Here is a 3,023-nt window from a genome sequence, read left to right on the forward strand (position 1 = left end):
CTTGCCCGTCATGCGGAAGCCCGGCGGTCGCGGGAATGCGCTTCTGCACGACGTGCGGCACCCCCCTCTCCGCATCCGTAACGCGCACCGAGGCCACCTCGACCGTCAATACGGGAGTCCGGGGACAAGGCGTGGGCAGCGACTGGTGCTACCCGAGCAACCCACCGAGGTCACCGAATCTCGCTTGGCTCAATGTCGTCGGGGGCATCGGAATCGCCCAACTGGTCCATGGGCAGACGAAGAAGGGAATCTTGCTGATGATCGCCGGCAATGTTCTGTTGATCATTATCGTGCTCATGGCACTAAACGAAAATGAGGCTGGAGACTGGTTTTCCTACGCGCAGATCGCTCTCCTGGTCGCCTCAACGGTCGACGCCTTCATGCTTGGCAAATGCCTCTTCCGAGGCCAGCCGGTCAGACAGTTTGACTGGTTCCCGTCGGTCAAATGAGTGCCACGACACCCATCCGCCTGCCTGACCTCCACCCGCTGGAGTACGAACACCCGTTCGACACGAAGGCGCTGGACGCGCTGCAACTGATCCCCGGAGTTGATTCTGTTGTCAAACTGGTGCTCAAGTTCGGGACTGAGAAGCTCGTCCGGATTCAGTGCACTGCAAGCAATCTCCGGATTACGGCAACCTCCTATCCATCCCTGTACGAGGTCATGACGACGGCGTGTGCCGTTCTGAATCTCCCGTCGCCTCCGACCCTGTACGTTGAACCGGGCGACGAGGTGAACGCGTGCGTGGTCGGCAGCGAGCAACCGATCGTGGTTCTCACGGCTGGGGCCGTCGACAAGCTCTCCCACGGGGAGCAACTCTACATCGTCGGCCACGAACTCGGACATGTGAAGAGTCAGCATGGCGTCTATCGCCTGGTCGCCGACTGGATCGCCAGAGCGGGATTGAACAGCCTGGCGGCCCTTCCCGAGTTCGGGAAGTTCATGGCCAATCTGGCGACAACGCCCTTGCAGTACGCCATTTTGCGATGGTCCCGCATGTCCGAGCTGACATGCGACAGGGCTGGGTTGCTGGCCTGTCAGGACATCGACGCCGTCATGCTGGCGTTGATGAAACTGGCCGGCCTGCCCGAGAGCTACCGGGATCGCGGCAACATCGAGGATTTCGTCGCCCAAGCCCGGGAGTTCGAGACCGCCGACTACGACCTGGTAGGCAAGGCGATGAAACTGGCGCAAACGAGCGGCCAGACACACCCGTTCGCTGTCGTGCGTGCGGCCGAGATCCTCAAGTGGGTCGAGAGCGGGGAGTATCAGGCCGTTCTCGCACGGCAAACTCACCGCCTTGCCTCTGTGAAACGGCTGGACGGCATCGAGTACTGCCGGAAGTGCATGTACCGGATGTCAGGGGGCGAGAAGTTCTGCCCAACCTGCGGCAATGTGATCGCGTAACCGGCTGACGCCAAGGAGGCCTATGGTGATCTCATTCTTCTGCTGCAACTGCGGGCGGAAGATCGAGACGGCGAACGCGGCGGCCGGAACCACTATCGTCTGTGAATCCTGCGGACAACCCGCATCGGTACCGCCCCGTCCGGCGACCGGGCCTTCGACCACCCCGGGAGTGACGGCCACCCGAAGCCCGCAGAAGGCCGCCGGCAGCGGATCGAATGTCGGCTGCATCATCGGCGCGGTCGTGGCGGGGGTGGTTCTGATCGCGTCCTTTCGGCTCATGGACGCCATTGCCGATGGGCTGGGCATCCCGCACGCCCTCTTCAACACCTTGGTCTACGGCGGCGCCTTGGTTGTAAGTCTGGCCATAGCAAGCAAGGCCAAGGGCAAGAAATAGACTCATCGCCAGTCGGACAAGGGAAAACAGACCGCAACATAGGAAGTTCTCACATGCAGCCCAAGCACTCGGGAATCGCGATCTCATCGTTCATCATATCGGCGGTTTCGGCCGTCGTGTTCTTCGGCGCGCTTGCCACGGCGATGGGGATGTCGCGTGGCGGGCAAGCCGACGCGGCGGGCGGGGTGTTCGGACTGGGCGTCGCAGTGGGCGTCCTTGGTCTGCTGGCCAGCTTCGTGCTGGGGCTGATCGGGCTGTTCGCCAAGGAGAAGAAGCGGCTCTTCGCGGTCCTGGCGTTGCTGTTGGCCTTGGTCACGGCCCTCGGTCTCGTCTATGTCATCCGCGGATGCTGGGAGAACGGGGCCGCCGGATTCCTGGCTCCCGAATCCAAAGCATCGCCATAGCGACACACCTGAAGTCGCCAGTAGCCCGATCCAAGGGGCGGACGCCATCGCGCCCGACGGGCGTCAGGCACTCGGCCTATTGATCGGCCGTGACGCTCTGCGTTGACGGCCGATTCTCGCTGTCGCGTGTCAACTGGAGTCGGGAAACCCGACCCGTGCCCGTGGCTGCCGCCCGGTTAATTCCCCCGCCAACCCGGTTATAACTGGGTGAACGAGCGTTCATTCGTCGGCGGTTGACACCCGTCAGCCGTCCCATTCCCACCGAAAGGAGTCCAACCATGCCCTACTACCAGTGGCCCGCGTCAGCCCTGACCGAGGACGACATGGCGCTGCTGCATCACGCCCGGGAGCGCACGTACCCGGGCACGCCCATCAACCACCTGCTGGCCCGTGCCGTGCGCCAGGTCTTCGGGCAGTCCGCCCGCGACCTTGCCGCGGGACCCCGGCCCATCACATCCCCTACCCTCATGAAGGAGGCCGCATGACTCGCAAGACCCTGCTCAAGAACATCCGCAAGCTCCGCGTCTCCGACCGCGTCAAGGAGGAGCTGGCCCGGCTGGCCGCCAAGTCCAAGAAGCTGGTCGAGACCATGCTCCTGTTCCTGCGGCGGCACCGGCAGCTTGCCGAGAGCCTGCTGCTCGGCGCGATCGTCGCGTTCCTGCTCACGCAGATCCCCGTGCTCGGCCACTTCCTTGGCCTGTGCGCGCTCGTCACGTCCGGTGCGATCGGGCTGATGCGCGAAATGAACGAAACCCTCAAGTCCACCTTCGGCCTGTCCCCGGCCTGACGAAAGGAGTCCCCGTGAAGATCACCCTCA

General features: G+C 63.4%; 6 protein-coding genes. All 6 read left to right on the forward strand.

Features of this window, described 5'->3' with window-relative positions:
• Positions 1-35: 35 nt before the first annotated feature.
• The 6 genes from FJY68_13980 (at position 36) to FJY68_14005 (ending at position 2,993) form a co-directional block, all read left to right on the forward strand.
• Positions 36-449 (forward strand): hypothetical protein, encoded by a 414-nt coding sequence (locus tag FJY68_13980; GenBank protein MBM3332931.1) that lies wholly within the window; start codon positions 36-38, stop codon positions 447-449.
• Positions 446-1,408, forward strand: a complete 963-nt coding sequence (locus tag FJY68_13985) for a M48 family metallopeptidase (protein MBM3332932.1) — start codon at positions 446-448, stop codon at positions 1,406-1,408. Before FJY68_13980 ends, FJY68_13985 begins: the two co-directional genes overlap by 4 nt.
• Positions 1,409-1,430: 22 nt before the next feature.
• Positions 1,431-1,802 carry a hypothetical protein gene (locus FJY68_13990; GenBank protein ID MBM3332933.1) on the forward strand — a complete coding sequence of 124 codons (372 nt, stop codon included), beginning with the start codon at positions 1,431-1,433 and terminating at the stop codon, positions 1,800-1,802.
• Positions 1,803-1,855: 53 nt separating this feature from the next.
• Positions 1,856-2,206, forward strand: a complete 351-nt coding sequence (locus FJY68_13995) for a hypothetical protein (GenBank protein ID MBM3332934.1) — start codon at positions 1,856-1,858, stop codon at positions 2,204-2,206.
• A 278-nt stretch (positions 2,207-2,484) separates the two neighbouring features.
• Positions 2,485-2,691: a hypothetical protein gene (locus FJY68_14000; GenBank protein MBM3332935.1), complete on the forward strand. Its 207-nt coding sequence runs from the start codon at positions 2,485-2,487 to the stop codon at positions 2,689-2,691.
• Positions 2,688-2,993 (forward strand): hypothetical protein, encoded by a 306-nt coding sequence (locus FJY68_14005; protein MBM3332936.1) that lies wholly within the window; start codon positions 2,688-2,690, stop codon positions 2,991-2,993. The genes FJY68_14000 and FJY68_14005 overlap by 4 nt, the downstream gene beginning before the upstream one ends.
• Positions 2,994-3,023 lie beyond the last annotated feature (30 nt).

It is taken from the genome of candidate division WOR-3 bacterium, assembly GCA_016867815.1.
In the GTDB taxonomy this organism is placed as follows: Bacteria; Hydrothermota; Tepidihabitantia; order Tepidihabitantales; family Tepidihabitantaceae; genus UBA2258.

Excerpts from the sequence above, each read along its gene's own strand:
- FJY68_13980 (MBM3332931.1), top strand. The coding sequence starts at position 36 with ATGCGCTTCTGCACGACGTGCGGCACCCCCCTCTCCGCATCCGTAACG.
- FJY68_13985 (MBM3332932.1), top strand. The coding sequence starts at position 446 with ATGAGTGCCACGACACCCATCCGCCTGCCTGACCTCCACCCGCTGGAG.
- FJY68_13990 (MBM3332933.1), top strand. The coding sequence starts at position 1,431 with ATGGTGATCTCATTCTTCTGCTGCAACTGCGGGCGGAAGATCGAGACG.
- FJY68_13995 (MBM3332934.1), top strand. The coding sequence starts at position 1,856 with ATGCAGCCCAAGCACTCGGGAATCGCGATCTCATCGTTCATCATATCG.
- FJY68_14000 (MBM3332935.1), top strand. The coding sequence starts at position 2,485 with ATGCCCTACTACCAGTGGCCCGCGTCAGCCCTGACCGAGGACGACATG.
- FJY68_14005 (MBM3332936.1), top strand. The coding sequence starts at position 2,688 with ATGACTCGCAAGACCCTGCTCAAGAACATCCGCAAGCTCCGCGTCTCC.